20 protein-coding genes and 3 tRNA genes are annotated in these 20,759 nt (G+C 40.8%); 13 read left to right on the forward strand and 10 right to left on the reverse strand.

Going from position 1 to position 20,759, the window contains the following annotated elements:
* The first annotated feature begins 67 nt into the window (after nucleotides 1-67).
* Entirely contained in the window at nucleotides 68-1,258 is a 1,191-nt protein-coding gene (fabV, locus tag G4D82_RS11045; RefSeq protein WP_166337345.1) for an enoyl-ACP reductase FabV, read from the forward strand.
* Here the strand turns inward: fabV and G4D82_RS11050 are convergent, their stop codons facing one another.
* The gene (locus tag G4D82_RS11050; protein ID WP_166337346.1) at nucleotides 1,259-1,888 is read right to left on the reverse strand and encodes a PepSY domain-containing protein; all 630 of its coding nucleotides are present in this window, start codon (nucleotides 1,886-1,888) and stop codon (nucleotides 1,259-1,261) included.
* 201 nt (nucleotides 1,889-2,089) lie between these two features.
* Between G4D82_RS11050 and G4D82_RS11055 the strand changes: the two genes are divergently transcribed.
* Nucleotides 2,090-2,683 carry a GNAT family N-acetyltransferase gene (locus G4D82_RS11055; protein WP_166337347.1) on the forward strand — a complete coding sequence of 198 codons (594 nt, stop codon included), beginning with the start codon at nucleotides 2,090-2,092 and terminating at the stop codon, nucleotides 2,681-2,683.
* An 11-nt stretch (nucleotides 2,684-2,694) separates the two neighbouring features.
* Entirely contained in the window at nucleotides 2,695-3,126 is a 432-nt protein-coding gene (locus tag G4D82_RS11060) for a hypothetical protein (protein ID WP_166337348.1), read from the forward strand.
* A gap of 60 nt (nucleotides 3,127-3,186) precedes the next feature.
* Here the strand turns inward: G4D82_RS11060 and G4D82_RS11065 are convergent, their stop codons facing one another.
* The 5 genes from G4D82_RS11065 to crcB all read right to left on the reverse strand — a co-directional run bounded on the left by G4D82_RS11065 (nucleotide 3,187) and on the right by crcB (nucleotide 7,644).
* Nucleotides 3,187-4,437, reverse strand: coding sequence for a peptidylprolyl isomerase (locus G4D82_RS11065; protein WP_166337349.1), 1,251 nt, complete (start codon nucleotides 4,435-4,437; stop codon nucleotides 3,187-3,189).
* A gap of 32 nt (nucleotides 4,438-4,469) precedes the next feature.
* Entirely contained in the window at nucleotides 4,470-5,579 is a 1,110-nt protein-coding gene (locus G4D82_RS11070) for a peptidylprolyl isomerase (protein WP_166337350.1), read from the reverse strand.
* Between the two features lie 14 nt (nucleotides 5,580-5,593).
* Nucleotides 5,594-6,151 (reverse strand): gliding motility-associated peptidyl-prolyl isomerase GldI, encoded by a 558-nt coding sequence (gene gldI, locus G4D82_RS11075; protein WP_166337351.1) that lies wholly within the window; start codon nucleotides 6,149-6,151, stop codon nucleotides 5,594-5,596.
* 2 nt (nucleotides 6,152-6,153) lie between these two features.
* Nucleotides 6,154-7,158, reverse strand: coding sequence for a DHH family phosphoesterase (locus G4D82_RS11080; RefSeq protein WP_166337352.1), 1,005 nt, complete (start codon nucleotides 7,156-7,158; stop codon nucleotides 6,154-6,156).
* Between the two features lie 114 nt (nucleotides 7,159-7,272).
* On the reverse strand, nucleotides 7,273-7,644 hold the full coding sequence (gene crcB / locus G4D82_RS11085) for a fluoride efflux transporter CrcB (RefSeq protein ID WP_166337353.1): 372 nt from the start codon (nucleotides 7,642-7,644) through the stop codon (nucleotides 7,273-7,275).
* A gap of 79 nt (nucleotides 7,645-7,723) precedes the next feature.
* On the opposite strand from crcB, the gene guaA reads away from it, so the two are divergent.
* The 7 genes from guaA to yidC all read left to right on the forward strand — a co-directional run bounded on the left by guaA (nucleotide 7,724) and on the right by yidC (nucleotide 16,708).
* Entirely contained in the window at nucleotides 7,724-9,253 is a 1,530-nt protein-coding gene (gene guaA / locus G4D82_RS11090; protein WP_166337354.1) for a glutamine-hydrolyzing GMP synthase, read from the forward strand.
* A 12-nt stretch (nucleotides 9,254-9,265) separates the two neighbouring features.
* Nucleotides 9,266-10,120, forward strand: a complete 855-nt coding sequence (locus G4D82_RS11095; protein ID WP_166337355.1) for a LysM peptidoglycan-binding domain-containing protein — start codon at nucleotides 9,266-9,268, stop codon at nucleotides 10,118-10,120.
* A 42-nt stretch (nucleotides 10,121-10,162) separates the two neighbouring features.
* Nucleotides 10,163-12,337 (forward strand): LysM peptidoglycan-binding domain-containing protein, encoded by a 2,175-nt coding sequence (locus G4D82_RS11100; protein WP_166337356.1) that lies wholly within the window; start codon nucleotides 10,163-10,165, stop codon nucleotides 12,335-12,337.
* Nucleotides 12,337-12,738, forward strand: coding sequence for an OsmC family protein (locus tag G4D82_RS11105; protein ID WP_166337357.1), 402 nt, complete (start codon nucleotides 12,337-12,339; stop codon nucleotides 12,736-12,738). The genes G4D82_RS11100 and G4D82_RS11105 overlap by 1 nt, the downstream gene beginning before the upstream one ends.
* Nucleotides 12,739-12,789: 51 nt before the next feature.
* Nucleotides 12,790-13,023: a DUF3820 family protein gene (locus G4D82_RS11110; RefSeq protein ID WP_166337358.1), complete on the forward strand. Its 234-nt coding sequence runs from the start codon at nucleotides 12,790-12,792 to the stop codon at nucleotides 13,021-13,023.
* 146 nt (nucleotides 13,024-13,169) lie between these two features.
* Nucleotides 13,170-14,786, forward strand: coding sequence for a CTP synthase (locus G4D82_RS11115; protein ID WP_166337359.1), 1,617 nt, complete (start codon nucleotides 13,170-13,172; stop codon nucleotides 14,784-14,786).
* A 17-nt stretch (nucleotides 14,787-14,803) separates the two neighbouring features.
* On the forward strand, nucleotides 14,804-16,708 hold the full coding sequence (gene yidC / locus G4D82_RS11120) for a membrane protein insertase YidC (protein WP_166337360.1): 1,905 nt from the start codon (nucleotides 14,804-14,806) through the stop codon (nucleotides 16,706-16,708).
* 71 nt (nucleotides 16,709-16,779) lie between these two features.
* Here the strand turns inward: yidC and G4D82_RS11125 are convergent, their stop codons facing one another.
* The 3 genes from G4D82_RS11125 to G4D82_RS11135 all read right to left on the reverse strand — a co-directional run bounded on the left by G4D82_RS11125 (nucleotide 16,780) and on the right by G4D82_RS11135 (nucleotide 19,298).
* Nucleotides 16,780-17,079 carry a DUF1905 domain-containing protein gene (locus G4D82_RS11125; protein ID WP_207788160.1) on the reverse strand — a complete coding sequence of 100 codons (300 nt, stop codon included), beginning with the start codon at nucleotides 17,077-17,079 and terminating at the stop codon, nucleotides 16,780-16,782.
* Between the two features lie 78 nt (nucleotides 17,080-17,157).
* Entirely contained in the window at nucleotides 17,158-17,919 is a 762-nt protein-coding gene (locus G4D82_RS11130; protein WP_166337361.1) for a C40 family peptidase, read from the reverse strand.
* A gap of 200 nt (nucleotides 17,920-18,119) precedes the next feature.
* The gene (locus G4D82_RS11135; protein ID WP_166337362.1) at nucleotides 18,120-19,298 is read right to left on the reverse strand and encodes an acetyl-CoA C-acyltransferase; all 1,179 of its coding nucleotides are present in this window, start codon (nucleotides 19,296-19,298) and stop codon (nucleotides 18,120-18,122) included.
* 271 nt (nucleotides 19,299-19,569) lie between these two features.
* On the opposite strand from G4D82_RS11135, the gene G4D82_RS11140 reads away from it, so the two are divergent.
* The 3 genes from G4D82_RS11140 to G4D82_RS11150 all read left to right on the forward strand — a co-directional run bounded on the left by G4D82_RS11140 (nucleotide 19,570) and on the right by G4D82_RS11150 (nucleotide 19,881).
* Nucleotides 19,570-19,656 (forward strand) — tRNA-Ser (locus G4D82_RS11140).
* A 51-nt stretch (nucleotides 19,657-19,707) separates the two neighbouring features.
* Nucleotides 19,708-19,782, forward strand: a tRNA-Pro gene (locus G4D82_RS11145).
* Between the two features lie 25 nt (nucleotides 19,783-19,807).
* A tRNA-Arg gene (locus G4D82_RS11150) sits at nucleotides 19,808-19,881 on the forward strand.
* 490 nt (nucleotides 19,882-20,371) lie between these two features.
* Here G4D82_RS11150 and G4D82_RS11155 read toward each other — a convergent pair.
* Nucleotides 20,372-20,759 (reverse strand): T9SS type A sorting domain-containing protein (locus G4D82_RS11155; RefSeq protein WP_166337363.1); only part of this gene is annotated, 388 nt, incomplete at its 5' end.

Below are 20,759 nucleotides of genomic sequence, written 5' to 3' on the forward strand. Positions count from 1 at the left end.
GCCCTATATTTGTTCGACTTTTAAGCAAAAAAACATCATCAATTATCCATAGAAACACCCAACTAGTATGATTATAGAACCAAGAATGCGAGGCTTTATTTGTTTGACGGCACACCCAACCGGCTGCGAGCAAAACGTTAAAAATCAAATCCAATACGTCAAGTCTAAAGGAGAAATTGCCGGTGCGAAACGTGTTTTGGTTATCGGTGCTTCTACTGGTTTTGGACTGGCTTCAAGAATTACAAGCGCTTTTGGTTCTGGAGCTTCAACTATCGGTGTCTTTTTCGAAAAGCCTGCTACTGAAGGAAAAACGGCTTCTCCGGGTTGGTACAATTCTGCGGCTTTTGAACGAGAAGCACACAAGGCTGGTTTATATGCTAAAAGTATTAATGGCGACGCGTTCTCTAAAGAAGTGAAACAGCAAACCATCGACATGATCAAAGCAGATTTAGGCCAAGTCGATTTAGTGATTTACAGTTTGGCTTCTCCAGTGCGAATGCATCCGGAAACAGGTGTTTTGCATCGTTCCGTACTCAAGCCGATCGGCAATACGTTTTCGAATAAAACCGTGGATTTCCATACCGGAAATGTGAGCCAAGTTTCCATTGAGCCGGCTAATGAAGAAGACATCAAAAACACGATAGTGGTTATGGGCGGCGAAGATTGGTCGATGTGGATTGATGCGATGAAAGACGCCGGAGTTTTAGCCGATGGCGCTACGACAATTGCCTATTCCTACATTGGGCCGGCCGTGACTGAAGCGGTTTACAGAAAAGGAACCATTGGTCGGGCCAAAGACGATCTAGAAGCGACTGCATTCAAAATTACAGACAAACTTAAGTCAATCTCAGGAAAGGCTTATGTTTCAGTAAATAAGGCGCTGGTCACTCAAGCCAGTTCTGCTATTCCGGTGATTCCATTGTATATTTCTCTGTTGTATAAAATCATGAAAGCAGAAGGAATCCATGAAGGATGCATCGAGCAAATTGAGCGATTGTTTAGTCAACGATTGTATACCGGAAACGAAGTCCCAACTGATGCGCAAGGCCGTATCCGTATTGACGATTGGGAAATGCGCCAAGACGTGCAAGACCAAGTGTCTAAATTATGGGCAGAAGCTACCACGGAAACCTTGCCTACTTTAGGTGATTTGGCCGGCTATAAACAAGACTTTTTAAATTTGTTCGGATTCGGTTTTGACGGTGTAGATTATAACGCCGATACCAACGAAATGGTCGAGATAGACAGTATCAAATAGTTATTTTTCTATTAAACCGTTGTAGCTGTCGTAACGACTTAGTAATTTTCCGGTGTACACGTCGAGTTCCACGATTTCCATTTCCGTCACTTTTTTGTTGGCGGCGTGAATTTTATTGGCGACCGTGTAAACGTATTTTCCGTTTTTCTTTAAATATTGCAGTTGCGGCTCGGTGATTTCATCGCCTTTTTGGCTAAACGCTTTAATTGCCATCTCGCGGGCAGCATTCTTGGAAATAAAATTCATCGGGCTGTCTTGAATGAGAAATTCCGGCACTGCGCTCAGATTCGGTTCCTCTAAAAGTTGAAGATTGGCGTCCAGTTTAATCCAAATGCCGGAGCGAATTCCGTCGATTTTAGTGTAATTGAAATGGTACATCACCCAAATCTCGGCAATGTTTTTCGTAATTCTTTTTTTGGATAGGAACTGTTCTGTATTGATTTTTTTATCGGTTACCCAATATTTGTAGTGGGTTCCGGTATCAGAAATCTCGAAATAAGGCATTAAATGTTCGCCTACTTTCGCCGTAAGAATGCTGTCGGAAACTGCAATAATGCGGCTAGTGGTAATACTTCCTGCAGTTGCCGTAACAAACCAGCCGATACCAATCAGGGTCAATAAAAACCGCATTTCTGTGATGTTTTAAATTAAAAAACTCATTCTTAAACAGTTATGCAATTTTCGGTAGCCTGGGGTAATTTTCCTAAAATTCTCGTTGAACGTTCGAAAACTTCCATCAAGTGCAATATTTCGACAATGATTGTACGAGATAGTAGCCTTTTGTTGGAAAAACTTCCCGAACTTTGACTGTCATTTTATTAAGCTGGATTGATGATTGACCCGAACCTAATTCTTGAAAACCACGCCGTTTTATTACGACCATTGTTAGCCACTGATTTTGAGCACTTGTTACCTTTTTCTGAGCATGAGCCTGAAATCTGGAAGTATTCGCTAATGCCGGCTTCGGGAAAAGAGAACCTACAACTATATATTGAAACTGCTTTGGCTGCCCGCGAGAAGTTATCGGAGTTTCCGTTTATTGTATTCGATAAAATGCAGCAGCGTTATGCCGGAAGTACTCGTTTTTACGATATCAATTTCCCGTTCAAAACCATGCAGTTGGGTTATACTTGGTACGGAAAAGATTTCCAAGGCACCGGACTCAATAAGCATTGCAAATATTTGTTGTTAACTTACGCTTTTGAGCAGTTGCAAATGGAGCGAATCGAGTTTAGAGCAGATAACGCCAACCAAAGGAGCAAGGCCGCCATGCTAAGTTTGGGCTGTAAAGTTGATGGCGTGCTCCGAAGTCATATGCCAACGTATCTGAGTGAGGTGCGTCGCGATAGTATCGTCCTGAGTATTTTAAAATCGGAATGGTTCAACGAAGTGAAACCCAAATTAGAACAAAAACTTAAACTTTAATTGTAAACAGCATGCAAATCAAACCCAAATTTGGAGCCGGACCATTACTTTTCGGGATGAAACAAGCCGATGTAAAAAACATTTACGGTCAACCCAACAAACAGTTTGAAGATGACGATCAGAATATCATCTATGTGTACAACCACCAAAAAATGCGTTTGACTTTTTATGAGGATGAAGATTTCCGTTTGGGTTATATCATTATTTCTAATCCTGAATCGACTTTATTTGAACAAAAAGTGCTTGGCAGAAAAGTGGCCGACCTTCAGAAAGAGCTCGATAAAAAAGGATTCAAATCTTGGGAAAAAGAAGAGTTTGATTTAACCGAAAATTACTTCAACGAAGACCATTGGCTCATTCTTCAATCAGAGTTTGACCAGATTACCAAAGTCGAAATTGGCGCTGTAGTCAAAAACCAAGACGAATTCGATTGGAAATTCTAAGCATAAAAAAACCACGAAATCTATTTTAGAAATCGTGGTTTTTTATAGGTATTGGTTTCACTATTGTTTTGAAGTTGCCGCTGCGGCTGGTGCGCCTTGGTCTTTGGTTTCCAGTAATTCAATTTCGAAAATGATATTTGAATTCGGTGGAATGACGCTTCCGGCACCGCGTTCTCCATAACCTAAAGCCGACGGAATAAAGACAACCGCTTTATCGCCAAACGACAATTTCTCTAGACCTTCAATAAACCCAGGAATCAAACCGTCTTTCTTGCCCCATTCAAAAGGGAATGGACTGTATCCGCCTTGACTGGCGCGGTTGGCATCGTACTTTCCGTAGGTTTGCGATACATCGGCATAACTACTATCGAACAACGAACCGTCTTCAAGATAACCAGCATAATGGATAAAAATTGTAGCTTTTTCAGCAGGTTTTTTTCCAGCGCCTTGTTTGATGATTTTATACTCTAATCCGCTTGGTGTTTTCGTTGCGCCTTTTCTAATTTCGGCCAACGACTTTACTTTTTCGGCCATTACCGGAGCATATTGCTTCATGTAGGCTTTTTTGGCCTCGGCCGCAGCTGCCTCTCTTTTGGCTCTTTCTTCGGCTTGAATAGCGGCTTGTTTTTTATCGTCTTCGGCTTTGTTGGCGTAGTAATCTGCAAATACCTTAACGGCATCAAATGCTTTAGCTTTGGCACCTTTACGGATGATGGTTACTTTTTTCATTACGTCATCTTGGGCAACAGCATCCACTACATTTTGCCCCGAAACCACATAACCAAAAATAGTGTGCTTGCCGGTTAACCATGGCGTATCTTTGTGCGTAATGAAAAATTGGCTGCTGTTGGTAGCAGGGCCAGAATTAGCCATTGCTAAAATACCGGCTTTGTCAAAAACAAATTCCGGAACGATTTCATCTTTGAAACTGTAACCTGTTCCGCCACTACCATTCCCTGCTGGATCACCACCTTGAATCATGAAATCTTTAATTACTCGGTGGAATTTCAAACCATCATAATAAGGTTTTCCTTTAAGTTTTGCATCGGTTAGTACGGAGTTGTTTCCTTCGGCCAAGGATACAAAATTGGCTACTGTGATAGGCGTTTTTTCGTATTCTAAACGCACCATGATATTGCCTTTTGGTGTTTCGAATTCAACAAAAATTCCTTCGTCTTTGCTTGATGAAGGTGTTACTTTTTTTGCTGTATTTGTGGCTACTGGTTTTTTGGTTGCAACCGGTTTTTTGGTTTTTTGGGCTTGTGTGCTCATTATTCCCAAAAACAGTAAAATGATTACTTTGAATTTCATTTTCATTAGTTAGATAGTTTTATAATTGATTATTATTTTTCGATTAATTCGATTTCAAAAATGATGTTAGCATTTGGCGGAATCACACCACCAGCACCTTGGGCTCCGTAGGCCAGCGGTGAAGGTATAAATAAAACTGCTTTATCTCCAAATGATAATTTTTCTAAGCCTTCAATGAAGCCCGGAATCAGGCCGTCTTTTCTGCCATATTCGAAAGGAATCGGTAAGTATTGTTTAGCAGCAGCCCGTTGCAAATCTAATTTTCCAAAAGTTTTGGCAACGCTTTCAATGCAGGTGTCGAACAATTCTCCATTTTCAAGAAATCCGGCATAATTGATTTTTACCATACTGCCAGGAGTTGGTTTTTTGCCGTTGCCTTTACGGATGATTTTATATTGCAAACCCGAACTGGTTTTGTTAGCCGTTTTACGCAGGCTTTCAAGTTCAACTACTTTTTGGTCTTTGATGGGTTTATATTTTTGATCGTAAAGCTTTTTGTTTTCGGCATCAATCAGTGCTTGCTTTTTCTGTAATTCGGTTTGTTCGGAAAAGTAATTGCTGAAAACTTTCACAGCGTCAAATTTTTTAGCAGTATCACCGTTGCGAATGATGGTTACTTTAACAATTTCGTCGTTGGGTTCGATTTTGTTCACGGTTTCCATTCCGTTTTCAACTACTTTCCCAAAAATCGTGTGCCGTCCTTCAAGCCAAGGTGTTTCTAAATGTGTAATAAAAAATTGACTGCTGTTGGTTCCTGGGCCGGAATTGGCCATGGCCAGCACGCCTGCTTTGTCAAATCGACAATCGTTAATTTCGTCTTTGAACAGATAACCCGCGCCGCCAGTTCCGTCGCCCATCGGATCGCCGCCTTGGATCATGAAATTCGGAATCACGCGGTGAAATTTTAGTCCGTCATAAAATGGTTTCCCTTTCAAATCATGATTTACACAACTGTTTTTTCCTTCGGCCAAACTAACAAAATTGGCAACTGTAATTGGCGCATTTTTGTAATCAAGTGAAACAATTATAGTTCCTTTGTTGGTTTCAATTTCAGCATAGAGCCCGTCAGGTAAATGGCTGTTTTGGTTTTTGCAAGAGTTCAATAAAGTAACGGCCAGCAAGGCCATAACAATTTTCTTCATTTGATTTTAAATGATTATTCAGTTTGTATTTTTTCTTCTGGATTAAAATCTGCTAAAGTAACGGTGCAAATGATAGGTTGGTTGTGACCAATTCTGCGGTCGTCGCCGTGATAGCCGTAGGCCATGTGCGATGGAAAAAGGAATGTAACTGTTTCATTCTTGTGCATGAGTTTGATACCGTGACGCAAACCCATGATGATTTTTTGCTCTTTGTCTACGCGATATGTTTGCGGGCGAAGTTCAAGTTCTGAATAGATGACGTTGCCGTCAAGATCTTTGATTTCGTAATTGAAACGAGCTACATCGCCTTTTTTCGGGCGCAAGGTGTCTAGAGTATTTCTCTTGTCGTAACGATACCAATAACCTTTTTGTGAAGCAATATATTTTGCATTCGGTTCACTTTTGATGATGGAATCAATTTTGGCTTCTTCGCCTGAAATAAGTTTTTTATTGCGGTCTACGGATTCTTTTAAAAATGTGCCTGAAGAATGCGAAATCGGTTTGCGGGCCTGTTGTTGGGAACAGCCTTGCAAAGCGATGATTGTCAGTAGTAAAAAAGCAAGCTTCTTCATGATTAAGGATGTATTTCGGGGATTAACTTTTTGAATTTTTCTACGGTTTCTGCAAGCGACAAATTCGATTTTCCGCCGGCTGCATTGATATGTCCGCCACCGTTGAAATGATCGCGTGCGAATTGGTTGACATCGAAACTACCTTGCGAACGGAATGAAATCTTGATAATGTTTTCGTCTCGATGCTCAATGAAAATTGCTGCGAAGCGAATTCCTTTAATGCTGAGTCCGTAATTCACAATGCCTTCGGTGTCGCCTTTTACATAATGGAAAGTATCGAGCTCTGCTTGTGAAAGCGAAGTATAAGCCGTGTTGTGCTCCGGTATTACTACCATATTCTCTAGCGCGCGACCCAATAATTGCAAACTGTGGTAGGAGTTGTTGTCAAAAAGCAAGGCGGGAATTTCTGAATTATTTACTCCAAGGTCAATCAATTCAGCTACAATGCGATGCGTATTTCCGGTAGTTTTCGGAAAACGGAACGAACCGCTGTCGGTCAGAATTCCGGTGTATATGCAAGTTGCGATGGTTTGGTCTATTTTTTCTTTTTGGCCCAACATTGAAATAAAGTTATAAACCATCTCACAGGTCGAACCAAAACGAGTGTCGGAATAAACGTATTTTGCGTAATTGTCAGGTTTCTCGTGATGATCAATCATAACAAACGGAACCGAAAGTTGGCTGAGTACTTTTTCCATTTCGCCGGTGCGGTGCAACGCATTGAAATCAAGAGTAAAAACCAACTCGGCTTCTTGAAGCACTTTACTGGTTTCGGCACGGTCGTTTTCATAAACGAGCACTTTATCGCTGGCGGGCATCCATGCTAAAAATTCAGGGAAATCATTCGGAGCGATAACAGTTGGTAAGTGATTGCCTTTTTTTAGAAAATGATACATCGCTATGGTTGAGCCCATTGCGTCACCGTCAGGGCTTCGGTGCGGGATGATTGCTATTTTTTTAGGCGCAGCCAACAAATGTGCAAGGGCTTCTAACTGTTCTTGTTTCATAGGCTGCGAAGTTACATTTTTTTCACAGCAATAAAATAATTTAACTGACTTATAACTATAAAAAAAACAGGCCTGATTGATTGCTTTTGATGATAAATATATAGTAGCTAGTGGCTATTTAACTAGGGATAGTCCTAACCAAACAGCCATTAGCCCGATGACCACACTGGTAATGATATATAGAAATGTTAAGGCTGTATTTCCATTTTGCAGCAACGATATATTCTCATAACCAAAAGCAGAAAAGGTAGTGTAGCCGCCGCAAAATCCGGTCACTAGCAACCATTTTACAGATGAATCCGTGAGTTGGTTCTTTTCTAACAAACCCATGATTATACCAATTAACAAACATCCTAAAACATTGATAATGAAAGTAGCCCACGGAAAAATAGTGCTGAAATACTTAGTGACGGTCAACGTGGTTAAATAACGCAATACACTTCCTAAAGCCCCGCCGATTCCTACCAATACTAATGTTTTGAACATACTTTTATGATAAAGAATTTCTTCAAAATTAATTTTTAATTTCTATTTCGCGTCTAAAATTTAAAAAGTATTTTTGCCCATGCAACACAACGTACTTATTTTAGATTTCGGCTCGCAATACACACAACTGATTGCCCGACGGGTTCGCGAACTCAACATTTTTTGCGAAATTTTTCCCTACAACCATTTTCCTACCGACTTATCCGACTACAAAGCGGTCATTCTTTCCGGAAGTCCGTTTTCAGTTCGTTCTGAAGATGCGCCACATCCTGATTTGTCTCAGATTCGCGGCAAGTTACCTTTGTTGGCAGTTTGTTACGGCGCGCAATATTTAGCACATTTCAGTGGTGGCGAAGTAGCACCGTCGAACATTCGGGAATATGGACGCGCAAATTTGTCCTATATAAAGGTGAACGAACCATTTTTTGAAAAAGTCAATGCGCATTCACAGGTTTGGATGTCACATAGTGATACGATTAAATCTTTGCCTGAAAATGGCGTACGACTCGCTAGCACGAATGATGTAGAGAATGCCGCTTATCGTATTGAGGGCGAGCAGACTTATGCTATACAATTTCATCCAGAAGTGTATCATTCCACCGACGGGAAACAGATGTTAGAGAATTTCTTGGTCAACATCGCACAAGTACCGCAAAATTTCACACCGAATGCTTTTGTAGATGAAATGGTAGCTGAACTGAAAGAAAAACTGCAAAATGACAAGGTTGTACTTGGTTTGTCTGGCGGTGTTGATTCTACCGTTGCGGCAGTTTTACTACATCAGGCCATTGGTAAGAACCTATATTGCATTTTCGTAAACAATGGCTTGTTGCGTAAGAATGAATTCGAGAATGTACTGGATCAATATAAGCACATGGGCTTGAATGTCAAAGGCGTTGATGCTTCCGGTCGTTTCCTGAGCGAACTAGCTGGTGTGAGCGATCCAGAAACCAAACGCAAAATTATCGGTCGAGTTTTTATTGAAGTCTTTGATGATGAAGCGCACCAAATTGAAGATGTGAAATGGTTGGCACAAGGCACGATTTATCCAGATGTCATCGAATCGGTTTCAGTCAAAGGACCATCGGCAACGATTAAATCACATCACAATGTGGGTGGTTTACCCGATTATATGAAACTCAGCATAGTTGAGCCTTTGCGGATGCTGTTTAAAGACGAAGTTCGCCGTGTAGGAGCCACCTTAGGAATCGACGCTTCATTGCTCGGAAGACATCCGTTTCCTGGGCCTGGTTTATCAATTCGAATCCTCGGTGATATAACTTTGGAAAAAGTTCGTATATTGCAAGAGGTTGACGCCCTATTTATCGAAGGGTTGAAGTCGTTTGGTTTGTATGATAAAGTCTGGCAAGCAGGCGCTATTTTGTTGCCAGTCAATAGTGTAGGAGTGATGGGAGATGAACGAACCTACGAAAAAGTAGTGGCGCTTCGGGCTGTTGAATCGACTGATGGCATGACTGCAGATTGGGTGCATTTGCCATACGACTTTTTAATGAAAATCTCTAATGAAATCATTAATAAGGTCAAAGGGGTCAATCGGGTGGTGTATGATATCAGTTCGAAACCGCCGGCAACGATTGAATGGGAATAATTATCTAAAACTATGAAAAAAATAATACTGGTATTCTTCACCATCTGCATTTTGAGCAGCAGTTTTGGGCAATCCAGAAAAAAAGACCAAGAGGTTGATATTATCGATCATCCCGTACAATTGGGAGAATCGGTTCGAATGATTTCTAAAAAATACTTGGTTGATCCTGCAGAAATATACAAACTCAACAAATTTGCCGTAGAAGGAATCAGTCAAGGCATGGTTTTGAAAATTCCGGTTCCGAGAAAAGAAGGTGCATCTCCTAAAGAGAAAGAGAGTAGAGATGAAGTAGTCACCCAAAATGAAAGTAATAAACCTGAAGAAAAGGTTTCAGAACCAGTAAAATCAGAAGCACCGGCAGTTACGCCAAAAAACGATATCAAAAAGATTGTCATTACAGAACGAAAAACAGAGATTAATCATAAAGTACTCGCGAAAGAGACTTTATTTAGTTTGGCTCGCCAGTACAATGTTTCGGTAGATGAAATCAAAACCAATAATCCTGAAGTAGCCCAAAACGGTTTGAAAATCGGTCAGATGGTGAAAATCCCAACTTCTAAAACTGTCGACATCGAGCAATCTACGGAAGTCAACAATAACCCGCCTGTTGCATCGGCTCCTGAAAAAGCCAAAACAGAAAAGCCAAAGTCAGAGCCAAAGACTCAAACCAAACCAGCGTCGATTCCAGAAAATAATGTGATGCCATCTTCTGAAACGATTCGTCACAAGGTAGAACCTAAAGAAACCCTTTACAGCTTGTCTAGAAAATACAATGTGACAGTAGATGAAATTAAATCCCAAAATCAAGCCCTGCTTAAAAACGGCTTGCAAATAGGGCAGGTTTTGACGATTAAAACCAACAATTAATGACCGCCCAAGCAAATGTTAACCCGACTAAATGCATATAGAATGAATCGAATTCTTTTCTCAATATTGACTTTGTTGTTGTTGTTTCAGCCAATGTTTGCGCAAGACAAAAACTACACAAAACATACGGTCACTTCAGGCGAAACCATTACTCAAATTGCAGTGCGATACAATGTAACGCCTCATGATATTTACCAACTGAATCCCGACGCCCAAAAAGGAATTAAAGAATCCGATGTGTTGCTGATTCCGACATCACTAGTGAAAACGACTTCAAGTTCGGGTGAATCTTTGAATACTACTGCAAAATCACATGTGGCCCAACCCAAAGAAACTTTATATAGCATTGCTCGGGATTATAATGTGAGTATTGCTGATTTAAAGGAAAGCAACCCTGAAATTTTCGCCAACGGATTAAAGATTGGCCAAACCGTAAAGATACCCAACGGAAAAGCTGCTGTAGATGCGAATGTTGAAACTCCAAAGCAGGTCAAAGAATCTGTTGAAAGTAAATCCTCGCCAACAGTTTCCATCAAAGAGAATAACATATATCATATCGTTGAACCGAAGGAAACCAAATTTGGAATAGCCAAAAAATATGGCATTACTGTTCAAGAACTTGAGCAGCGCAACCCACAAATCGTGTCAAATTTACCGGTTGGATTTAAACTTATTATTAGCGGCAAAGCACTTCCTGATGAACCTGCAAATAATCGTCCGGTTGCCGAGAAACCAAAGCCGGCCGTCACCGAAATTTCTAGCGGAGATGAAATTATAACCACCGAAACCACGCGTACTTTGACCAAAAATGGTTATGCAAATTATGAAGTAAAATCTGGTGATACGATGTACAGCCTTTCGCAATATTTTAAAATCACTCCAGAAGAACTGGTTCAACTAAATCCAACTATGAAGGATGGTTTGAAAACCGGAATGATTCTTAAAGTACCGGGCAAAGGCAATATCAACATTATTGGGGCCAATAAAACTTCAGAACCCAATAAAACCGAAACCAAAACCGAAGCGGTCACTGCACCCAAACCTGTTGTTAAATCAGAGCCTAAACCGACTGTAAAATCAGAAAGCAAACCTACTCCAAAAGTAACAACTGAGCCCGAAAAACCGCAAATGAAAACGGGAATTGTACCCAACAAAGACAGGAAACAATTGGCTTTACTACTGCCGTTCAATGCTGCTAAAATTCAGAGCGATACTTTGAAAACTATGGAAGTTCGCTTGAAGAAAGACGCTTTCTTAAACATGACGCTCGACTTTTATTCCGGTGCGCTCATGGCAATTGATTCGGCTAAAACTCTCGGTCTGAATGTCGATGTGAAGATTTTTGATTCGGAAGAAAGCAAGCTCAGTTCAAATGTAGAGAACGTCATTAAAAATAACAATTTACAAACTGCTGATGCGGTCATTGGGCCATTTTACCAGCAGTATGTTGAGAAAGCTGCTGACTTGCTTAAAGATAAAAATGTTCCTGTGATTTCGCCGCTTTCTAAAGAAATTGGGCAACCTTATCCTAATTTGTTTCAATCGATGCCACCGACAGATTTTGGTAAAATGGCCATGTTCAATTATATGTTGTCTAAAAAAGGCAATATTATAGTTGTGAGCGATCCGAAAAAAGTATACAACAAGGATTTTATCACCAAGAATTATCCGGCTGCAAAATTTGTGGCTTTGCTAGACAATGGCGCGCTCGATGTGAATGATCTCAAAGCCCAACTCGTTAAAGGAGTTATCAATTATGTAGTACTTGATTCTGAAAGAACCGGTTTGATTTTAGGCACAACAAATGTGTTGCTTAATGAAATGTCGAATTTCCAAATCCAATTGGTAATCATTGAGCCAAATGATACGCTCGATTTTGAGGAAATTTCAATGAAGCGACTCACCATTCTCAAAATGCTTTATCCGTCGCTAACCCGAGAAAATTCAACTACTGCGGCGATGGAATTTGAGAAGAAATACAAGGAAATCAATAAAGTTTTCCCGAGCCAATATGCCATTCGTGGATTTGACGTGACTTTCGATACTTTATTGCGAATTACCCAAGGTAAATCGTTCACCGATTCTGCGGTTGAAGTGAAATCTGAACAAATTGAGAGCAAGTTTGAATATGCCAAAAAAGGCAGTGAGGGCTATGCAAACAAAGGCATTTATATCATGGAATACCAAAATGATCTTTCGGTCAAACAAGTAAATTAATGACTTCAAAAATTACATATTTAGGCGATTTAAGAACTACATCAGTGCATTTGCAATCGGGTACCGAAATTTTATCCGACGCGCCTACCGATAATCACGGTAAAGGAGAAGCTTTTTCACCGACAGATTTGGTAGCGAATGCCTTAGGAAGCTGTATGATTTCTATTATGGCCATCAAGTCAAAGGAACTAAATGTGGATTTGGTGGGCTCGACTATTGAGATTACCAAAATCATGCAGTCTGAGCCGCGAAAAATAGCCAAAATCATAGTCGTACTCAATATGTCAATTGCTACCGACGACAAAACCAAAACCATTCTGGAGCGCGTTGCTATGAATTGCCCTGTGCTTCTAAGCCTGCATCCTGATATCGAGAAAGATGTCACCTTCCACTGGAAATAAAATCAAGAACCCCTTCACTCACTATTTAGAAGTGGTTTTTCTTTTGAAAAAATGAATTCCGACGCAATCCAATTGATTCAACTGGCCCACGCCAAAATGCCGTTTGGTAAATACAAAGATTGTTACTTGATTGACCTGCCTGAATATTATGTGGTTTGGTACAAGAACAATGGCTTTCCCAAAGGAAAATTGGGAGAACAACTCCAACTCGTTTATGAGCTCAAGCTCAACGGTCTAGAGGAAATCGTTCGCAAGGTCAAACAGCAATTTCCGAAACCTATTTAAGCTTGTTTTTTTTTGAGGCTACTGTTGCCGATTTAAAGTTCGAATTTTCAAATTTTCTCGGTTTCAAATGCCGTTTTTTCTGAATTAATAATTGTATTTTTGCGACGTTTTTTAAACAACTACAACAACACAACAACTACAAAAAAATGAATCAGACAAAGTATATTTTTGTTACCGGCGGCGTGACTTCTTCTCTTGGGAAAGGCATCATCGCGGCGTCGTTGGCAAAACTATTACAAGCCAGAGGCTACCGCACCACTATCCAGAAATTTGATCCTTACATTAATGTTGACCCAGGAACTTTGAATCCTTATGAACACGGAGAGTGTTTTGTGACTGATGATGGCGCCGAAACCGATCTTGACCTCGGGCATTACGAGCGATTTTTGAATGTTCCGACTTCTCAAGCCAACAATGTTACTACTGGAAGGGTTTATCTTTCGGTTATCGAAAAAGAACGCCGCGGGGAATTCCTCGGAAAAACCGTTCAGGTTGTGCCACATATCACCAACGAAATCAAAGAACGAATGCAGTTGTTGGGCAATTCGGGCGATTACGACATAGTGATTACCGAAATTGGCGGAACCGTCGGTGACATCGAATCTTTACCTTATATTGAGTCGGTGCGCCAATTAGTTTGGGAATTGGGCGAAAATAACGGAATTGTAGTTCATTTGACGCTCGTTCCTTACTTGGCCGCTGCTGGTGAACTCAAAACCAAGCCCACACAACACTCCGTGAAAACACTCATGGAAAGCGGAATCAAAGCCGATATTCTTGTATGTCGCACCGAGCACGAACTGTCCGATGAATTGCGTCAGAAATTGGCGTTATTCTGCAATGTGAAACGTGAAGCTGTGATTCAATCTATTGACGCTTCAACAATTTATGAAGTGCCGAACCTGATGCTTCAAGAAGGGCTTGATGTCGTGGCGCTCAAGAAACTCAATTTGCCTAAAAAGAATTCTCCGGATTTAAAAAACTGGAATGTATTTCTGCATCGTTTAAAAAACCCAAAACATACCGTCAATATTGGTCTTATTGGGAAATATGTCGAGTTGCAGGATTCTTATAAATCAATACTTGAAGCTTTAATTCACGCCGGTGCAACTAATGAAACTAAAGTGAATGTGGTTTCTGTGCATTCAGAATATATAGATGCAGATAATGTGGCTGATAAACTAAAAGGTTTGGACGGAATTTTAGTAGCTCCAGGTTTTGGCGAGCGCGGTATTGAGGGAAAAATCGAAGCGGTTCGTTATGCTCGTGAAAATAAATTGCCGTTCTTCGGGATTTGCCTCGGAATGCAAATGGCCGTGATTGAATACGCCAGAAATGTATTGAATTACAAAGACGCCAATTCGACCGAAATGAATCAAGGTACTTCACACGCCGTCATCGATTTGATGGAAGCTCAAAAAAGTATCACCGATAAAGGCGGCACGATGCGATTGGGCGCTTGGAAATGCGATCTTAAACCCGGTACGTTAGCTGCCTCGATTTATGGTAAATCATCTATTATGGAGCGCCACCGCCACCGTTATGAATACAATAGTGATTTTGCTTCAGCACTAGAAAATGCCGGTTTGATTTCATCAGGTATCAATCCAGAGACTAATTTGGTTGAAATCATTGAAATCAAAGATCATCCGTTTTTTATCGGCGTGCAATACCATCCGGAATATAAAAGTACAGTAGCCAATCCGCATCCTTTATTTGTTAGTTTTGTGCAGGCTACGGTCAAAGCAAAAAGAAATAATTAATTATAGTTTATCATTCAATGGAACAAAAAAAGTTAGACCTCAATTCAATCATCGGCTTCATTCTGATTTTCGGTATTCTCATCTGGATCATGTATCAGAACCAACCGTCTGAAAAGGAAATTGCAGCGGATAAAGCCAAAAAAGAATTGGTTCAAAAGCAACAAGCCGAAGCCCAAAAAGCCAAAGCCGCCACAGCCACTATTGTGCAAGATTCTACAGCGGCAGATTCTACTAAATTGTCTGCTTTGAAAGCTTCACTCGGAAACTTTGCTTATTCGGCAACGCTTCCTTCGGCTAAAGAAAACTTTACAACCATTGAAAACAATTTGCTCAAAATCATTGTGGCCAACAAAGGCGGTTTCATTACTGAAGTGGTGTTGAAAAACCAAGAACGTTTCCAGAAGGGTTCTAAAGATTTGGTGTCGTTGATTAAAAATAAGAATTCGGAACTTAATATCAGTTTGCTTACTCAAGACAACCGTACTTTGGCCAGTAAAGACTTGTATTTCCAACCAACACTTACCAAAGCAGGCGAGAACCAAATACTAACTTTGCGCCTGAATGCCAGTGCCAACGAATTTCTTGAATATAAATATGTGTTGAAACCGAACAATTATATGCTCGATTTCGACATTCATTCGCAAGGTTTGTCTAAAGTGCTCAATACTTCTAAACCGCTGGATTTGGAGTGGACCATGAAAACCATCCGCAACGAAAAGAGTATTTCTTACGAAAACCGCTATACCGATATCCGTTTTGAGTACGAAGACGGAAAAGACGATTACACCGGACAAGGCAAAGACAAAGAAGAAAACCCTGAGAAAGTTTCGTTCGTCGCCTTCAAGCAACATTTCTATTCTTCAATATTGCTGACCAAAACACCTTTCGAAAAGGCAAAATTGTACTCTAATGACTTGGTAGCTAATGAGCAAACCGATACTTTGCACACCAAACAATTTCGTGCCAATATGCCATTGGCTTTCCGCAATGGTGAAGTGAATTACGAAATGAACTGGTATTTCGGGCCTACTGATTACGCGACCTTAAACGCTTATGACCGCGGCCTCGACAAAATTATTCCACTGGGCTGGGGGATTTTCGGCTGGATCAACAAATTCATTTTTATTCCATTGTTCGGATTTTTGAGTTCTTTCATTGCCTACGGAATCGCGATCATCATCTTCACAATCATTATCAAAATTGCGATGTCGCCGATTACTTATAAGTCATTCTTATCTCAGGCGAAGATGAAAGTATTGCGCCCGGAAATCAATGAGATCGGGGAGAAGTTCAGCAAAGATCCGATGAAAAAACAGCAGGAAACCATGAAGCTGTATACTAAAGCGGGCGTGAATCCGATGGCAGGTTGTATTCCGGCACTGATTCAGATTCCGTTTATGTATGCTTCGTTTCAATTTTTCCCGTCGGCGTTTGAATTGCGTCAGAAGAGTTTCTTGTGGGCCGATGATTTGTCTTCATTTGACCAGATTGCCAAATTGCCTTTTAACATTCCGCTATATGGTGCTCACGTCAGTTTGTTTCCGATTTTGGCGGCTATTGCAATTTTCTTCTATATGAAAATGACCTCAGGCGATCAGCAAATGGCCGCGCCGCAACAAGAAGGTATGCCGGATATGGGTAAAATCATGAAGATTATGATTTACGTTTCGCCGGTGATGATGTTGATTTTCTTCAACAGTTACGGAGCAGGTTTGAGTTTGTACAACTTCATCTCGAACTTGATTACCATCGGTATCATGCTTGTCATCAAGAATTACATCATCGACCCGGACAAAATCCATGCTCAGATTCAAGAGAACAAAACCAAAGAGCCGAAAAAGCAAGGAAGATTCCAACAAAAGCTACAGCAAATGATGGAAGAAGCCGAAGCCCAGAAAGCGGCTCAGAAAAAGAAAAAGTAATAGAAGAAAGCCTGTCAGTAATGATGGGCTTTTTTAAACACTAATGGCACAGATTTCCACAGATTTTTTGGTCAAACCCAAACTTGTACGTCAACGGAATCGTTGTTATTGAGTTTTTCTTTTTTTCGGATTTCAGCTTTGATCGGAAGCAAGTAAGTATTTTTTTTGGTATCAAACCAAATCGCGGTTTCCCATTTCGAGCTGCCAATCTGCGCGACGGCTTTCAAACGGCCCCAACCTTCTTCTTGCCATTTTAAATTGTCGCGGATTTCTTTGCTGATGTTTTCAGGTAGTGAAACAAAATACCAGCCACCGGTTCCTGCATGTTGCCAAACGGTTGCTTTGAATTCATATTTGATTTTGCCGTTCATATAAAAGTAAACACAGATTGCACAGATTTTCACAGATTAATTTGTTCTTCAAATCCGTGTTAATCTGTGCAATCTGTGTTAGATCATTTTTTTGATCACGCGTAATTTGTGTGTATGCCGGTTGGCTTCGGCGTTGTAGATGCCCAAATGGTCCAGTCGGTCGATGCGTACTTTGCCGCTAGCGTGGATAATGTAGTTATCGTCCATGATAATGCCCACATGAATAATCTTGCCTTCTTCATTGTCGAAAAATGCCAAATCGCCGGGTTCGCTTTCCTCAATAAAACTTAAAGCTTCACCTTCGGTAGCTTGCTGGGAAGCGTCGCGCAACAAATGATAGCCGTTGAGTTTGTACACCATTTGCGTAAAACCCGAACAATCGATCCCGAAAGGCGTTTTGCCACCCCAAAGGTAAGGCGCGTTCAAATACATAAACGAAGTATTGATTAAGTTCGATTTAGGTTTCACACCGGTAATTTTCAAACCTTCAAAGTCAAATCCCGAAGTATTAATATCCGGATGGTTTAAAAAAGACAAGGAAGCGCCAAGCGGAATCGGCATCAATAAATTGTTGGCAGTAGTCACATATTCGACCAAATCCGAATTCAGGATAATGGCATCCTGACTCAGTTGGTCGTATTGTTCCTTGGAAATCGGCTGGTATTGTTTCGAATCAATCCAACCTTCATAATTATCGTATTGCAATCGGATTCTAGCCCACTGTTTTTGCATTTCCAGCACCTGAAAATGTTCCCCGAAAAGCACCTGCGACACAATCTCGCTACGATCGCTAGACTCGGCCCTTAAAGGGATGATGGCTAAATTACAGATTCCGAACATTCTAATTATGTTGAATGTTAAATGATAAATGATGAATGATTAGGAGCTGGTACCTGCTTTCCACTATATCTTTTGCGCTATCCAACTTTGAGGAACTTGAAGAATTAAACTTCGGCGCAAAAGGATGCCGTTGCAATCAGGGCTAGGGCATTGGGCTTTGAACGGACGCTCATTCAAAATTTATAATTCAAAATATTTTTTTAATTTCTTTCAATCACGATCGCCGAAGCACCACCACCACCATTACAAATAGCCGCCGCACCGATTTTCGCATTGTTCTGCTCTAAAACATTGATCAAAGTCACAATAATACGAACGCCTGAACAACCTAGTGGATGGCCTAAAGAAACCGCGCCACCATTGACATTTACTTTGTCATTTGCTAATCCTAAAATTTGGGCATTCGCCAAACCTACCACAGCAAAGGCTTCGTTAAATTCGAAAAAATCTACGTCGCTAATTTTCAAGCCGGCTTTGTCCAATGCTTTTGGAAGTGCTTTTGCAGGCGCAGTAGTAAACCATTTTGGTTCTTGTGCCGCATCGGCATAACTTACAATGGTGGCCAAAGGTTGCAATCCCATGGCTTTTGCTTTTTCTTCGCTCATTAAAATTACTGCAGCAGCGCCATCATTAATCGTTGATGCATTGGCTGCAGTTACAGTTCCTTCTTTAGTAAATACGGCACTCAGGGCTGGGATTTTATCGAGTTTGACGTTGGTGTATTCTTCATCTTTAGTCACCATAATCGGCTCGCCACGACGTTGCGGAACTGCCACTGGAACTACTTCATTATTGAACTTTCCGGCTTCCCAAGCTTTAGCCGAACGCTCATAAGACTGAATGGCAAAAGCATCTTGTTGTTCGCGAGTAATTTTATATTCAGCAGCGCACAAATCTGCGCAAACGCCCATGGCATTGTTGTCGTAGGCGTCTTGCAAACCGTCGCGTTGCATACCATCCACTAAAGAAGTAGGACCGAATTTCACCCCGTTTCTCATATGAACATAGTGCGGAATCATACTCATGTTTTCCATACCGCCGGCAATTACGATTTCGGCATCACCCGCCATGATGGCCTGAGCGCCTTGCATCACCGCCTTCATTCCTGAAGCGCAAACTTTATTGACTGTAGTAGCAATCACTGAATTCGGCAAACCTGCATAAAGTGCCGCCTGACGTGCCGGAGCTTGACCCACACCAGCTTGGATGACATTTCCCATCAATATTTCATCGACAAGGCTAGGGTCTAAGCTAATTTTCTCCATGGCGCCTTTGATAGCCGCTGCTCCCAAATGTGGTGCTGACACTGTAGATAAAGAACCCATAAAACTTCCGATAGGTGTTCTGGCTGCCGAAACGATAACTACTTTTTTATTCATGATGCGTTGTTATTGGTTTAATTGGCAGCGAATTTAAGCATTTTAGCCAAAAAGTGAACGACTATTTCAGAAAACTTTGCCTGCTGTAGTGCTAAGGTAACTCTGTGGAAAGAAGTAGAATCGCTCCCTCAGTAGACTTTATTTTTGCTATGCATTTGATTGTTAATGGTTTTAAATTGAAGGTCAAAAAAACGTAAAATTTTATTTGTAAATTATAGAATAGAAAGTTACATTTGCAACCGCTTAAATGACCACAAGGTACTTTAAGTTTGGAGAGTTGCCTGAGAGGCCGAAAGGACATGTTTGCTAAACATGCGTATGGGAAACTGTACCAAGGGTTCGAATCCCTTACTCTCCGCAGGATTTTGTGTTCTAAGAACCTGAAATTAAAAAATAAGCTTTTGCTTTTCGGGGTGTAGCGTAGCCCGGTTATCGCGCCTGCTTTGGGAGCAGGAGGCCGCAGGTTCGAATCCTGCCACCCCGACTAAAATCACAGCAAAAGGTAAGTCGGACGCATAGCTCAGCTGGATAGAGCACCTGCCTTCTAAGCAGGCGGTCGAAGGTTCGAATCCTTCTGCGTTCACGAATAAAACAAAACAGCCAAAAAATAAAAGAAAGCTCGCTTTCAATTTTATTTTTTGGCTGTTTTGTTTTTCAAAGCGTCAGCTTTGAAGGATCAGCGATAGCTAATCCTGGTTAGACCAAAATCTTAGATACTTAAGCTCGCTTTCAATTTTATTTTTTGGCTGTTTTGTTTTTCAAAGCGTCAGCTTTGAAGGATCAGCGATAGCTAATCCAGATGGAGAAATGTATCAAAATGAGCTCGCTTTCATTTTTTTTAATTGTTTCCATTGCGCTTCAATTGTATAGTTTTGATAAAGTAACTCGGGTAACTTCATAAATAGCTTCATTTCGAACTTCATAATTAATCTTGAGTCAAAAAAAACTGCATTTAAAAAATAATGACACAAAATTTGTATCAAAACACGCGTCACTGAGAAAATTGACACAACTGCAAAATAAAAAAAAGGCTGCAATGAAACACTACAGCCTTTGACTAGATTTGAGAACTCTTAATTTTTATTGATCAAAAACTTCTGTTGGTAAGATTTGCCGTCGATGGTTAAGTCTAGTATATACATTCCGTTAGCTAAACCTGACACATTAATCTTTTCTGTGATGTTTCTGTAATTTGAAACTTCTCTACCGCTAATGTCTATAATTCTACCCGAAACATTCTGTGCTGGATTTGAAAGAGCAACATTTAATTCGTTTGAGGCAGGATTTGGGTAAAGACTGATTTGTGAAGCAGAGAAATTCTCAGTACTTAATGGAACCAATGGTAAAGCCACCAAATCGCCTCCGGTTGGCAAAGCTACCCATAGCCCGAAAGCTGGTCCTTCGCTATTGTTGGCTGGATTCAAGAATCCGCTGGCTACTACAGTAAGCGCTTTTCCTTGA

The organism is Flavobacterium lotistagni, assembly GCF_011392125.1.
Taxonomy (GTDB): domain Bacteria; phylum Bacteroidota; class Bacteroidia; order Flavobacteriales; family Flavobacteriaceae; genus Flavobacterium; species Flavobacterium lotistagni.

Bases quoted from the DNA above. Each gene is read 5' to 3' on its own strand.
- G4D82_RS11125 (WP_207788160.1), bottom strand. From the start codon at position 17,079: ATGAACGGCAAAATCAAATATGAATTCAAAGCAACCGTTTGGCAACAT.
- G4D82_RS11050 (WP_166337346.1), bottom strand. From the start codon at position 1,888: ATGCGGTTTTTATTGACCCTGATTGGTATCGGCTGGTTTGTTACGGCA.
- G4D82_RS11060 (WP_166337348.1), top strand. From the start codon at position 2,695: ATGCAAATCAAACCCAAATTTGGAGCCGGACCATTACTTTTCGGGATG.
- G4D82_RS11135 (WP_166337362.1), bottom strand. From the start codon at position 19,298: ATGAATAAAAAAGTAGTTATCGTTTCGGCAGCCAGAACACCTATCGGA.
- G4D82_RS11130 (WP_166337361.1), bottom strand. From the start codon at position 17,919: ATGTTCGGAATCTGTAATTTAGCCATCATCCCTTTAAGGGCCGAGTCT.
- guaA (WP_166337354.1), top strand. From the start codon at position 7,724: ATGCAACACAACGTACTTATTTTAGATTTCGGCTCGCAATACACACAA.
- G4D82_RS11080 (WP_166337352.1), bottom strand. From the start codon at position 7,158: ATGAAACAAGAACAGTTAGAAGCCCTTGCACATTTGTTGGCTGCGCCT.
- fabV (WP_166337345.1), top strand. From the start codon at position 68: ATGATTATAGAACCAAGAATGCGAGGCTTTATTTGTTTGACGGCACAC.
- yidC (WP_166337360.1), top strand. From the start codon at position 14,804: ATGGAACAAAAAAAGTTAGACCTCAATTCAATCATCGGCTTCATTCTG.
- G4D82_RS11070 (WP_166337350.1), bottom strand. From the start codon at position 5,579: ATGAAGAAAATTGTTATGGCCTTGCTGGCCGTTACTTTATTGAACTCT.
- G4D82_RS11095 (WP_166337355.1), top strand. From the start codon at position 9,266: ATGAAAAAAATAATACTGGTATTCTTCACCATCTGCATTTTGAGCAGC.
- G4D82_RS11105 (WP_166337357.1), top strand. From the start codon at position 12,337: ATGACTTCAAAAATTACATATTTAGGCGATTTAAGAACTACATCAGTG.
- G4D82_RS11055 (WP_166337347.1), top strand. From the start codon at position 2,090: ATGATTGACCCGAACCTAATTCTTGAAAACCACGCCGTTTTATTACGA.
- G4D82_RS11115 (WP_166337359.1), top strand. From the start codon at position 13,170: ATGAATCAGACAAAGTATATTTTTGTTACCGGCGGCGTGACTTCTTCT.
- G4D82_RS11110 (WP_166337358.1), top strand. From the start codon at position 12,790: ATGAATTCCGACGCAATCCAATTGATTCAACTGGCCCACGCCAAAATG.
- G4D82_RS11100 (WP_166337356.1), top strand. From the start codon at position 10,163: ATGAATCGAATTCTTTTCTCAATATTGACTTTGTTGTTGTTGTTTCAG.
- gldI (WP_166337351.1), bottom strand. From the start codon at position 6,151: ATGAAGAAGCTTGCTTTTTTACTACTGACAATCATCGCTTTGCAAGGC.
- G4D82_RS11065 (WP_166337349.1), bottom strand. From the start codon at position 4,437: ATGAAATTCAAAGTAATCATTTTACTGTTTTTGGGAATAATGAGCACA.
- crcB (WP_166337353.1), bottom strand. From the start codon at position 7,644: ATGTTCAAAACATTAGTATTGGTAGGAATCGGCGGGGCTTTAGGAAGT.